Source organism: Streptomyces sp. NPDC127092 (genome assembly GCF_042722475.1).
Lineage (GTDB): Bacteria > Actinomycetota > Actinomycetes > Streptomycetales > Streptomycetaceae > Streptomyces.
Map to the genome: position 1 here is coordinate 1 of NZ_JBHXFE010000367.1, position 1,116 is coordinate 1,116.

General features: G+C 61.4%; 2 rRNA genes. Both read right to left on the reverse strand.

What is annotated here, in order from left to right:
- Positions 1–491 precede the first annotated feature (491 nt).
- Positions 492–608, reverse strand: a 5S ribosomal RNA gene (rrf, locus tag ACFWJO_RS40475).
- Positions 609–740: 132 nt separating this feature from the next.
- Positions 741–1,116: ribosomal RNA gene (locus ACFWJO_RS40480) — 23S ribosomal RNA — on the reverse strand; the annotation flags it as partial.

A 1,116-nucleotide genomic window follows, 5' to 3' on the forward strand; every position in this document is an offset into this window, starting at 1 on the left:
TCGCTCCACCGCAGGACGAGCCACATTTCGACGAGTTCGGGGGCTGGTGCCGATGCGGGTGGCCCACCGGGTGAGGAGTCGGACGTAGCGGTCCTAGCGGCGTCGGGTGAAGCCGGTGCCTGAAGTTGCGGGACTCCCCGAAGCCTCGCCGGCGCAGGAAGTCTGCCTGGCCCAGCGGTTCGCGTCGGCTGGGACGAGATGGGTGACCGTCAAGTCGTCGACGCGACCCGCGACGCCTTCCGTTCGGCCGTGACCAGCGCCTACCCCGATGAGCAATCCAGCAACGCAGCCTTCGCCGGCACTCTGTACCGGTTCGTGCACGCGACGCGTCGGCATGACTTCACGCGATTGGCGGTGGCTGCCGGAATCGACCGACCGATTGACCGTCTGCCGACGGTGCGCCGGGGCGAAAGAGCATGTGCGGCACCGGTGTTCGTGCCTGGGAATGCCGAAAGCCCCCCAACAATGTTGGGGGGCTTTCGGTAACGGATGTTCGGCGGTGTCCTACTCTCCCACACCCTGTCGGGTGCAGTACCATCGGCGCTGGAGGGCTTAGCTTCCGGGTTCGGAATGGGACCGGGCGTTTCCCCTCCGCTATGGCCGCCGTAACTCTATGAAACTGTCACACGGAACATCAGCGAAGACACACAACAAACGGTGTTGTTGGTGGTGTTCTTCTTTCTTCTGTTCTGAAACGTGTGTGTTGTTTCAGATACTGCACAGTGGACGCGTAGCTTCTTTGTGGTAAGTCCTCGGCCTATTAGTACCAGTCACCTGCATCCGTTACCGGACTTCCAGTTCTGGCCTATCAACCCGGTGGTCTGCCGGGGGCCTTACCCCCTCGAGGGGGTGAGAAACCTCATCTTGGAACAGGCTTCCCGCTTAGATGCTTTCAGCGGTTATCCCTTCCGAACGTAGCTAACCAGCGGTGCTCCTGGTGGAACAACTGGCACACCAGAGGTTCGTCCGTCCCGGTCCTCTCGTACTAGGGACAGCCTTCCTCAAGTTTCTAACGCGCGCGGCGGATAGAGACCGAACTGTCTCACGACGTTCTAAACCCAGCTCGCGTGCCGCTTTAATGGGCGAACAGCCCAACCCTTGGGACCTACTCCAGCC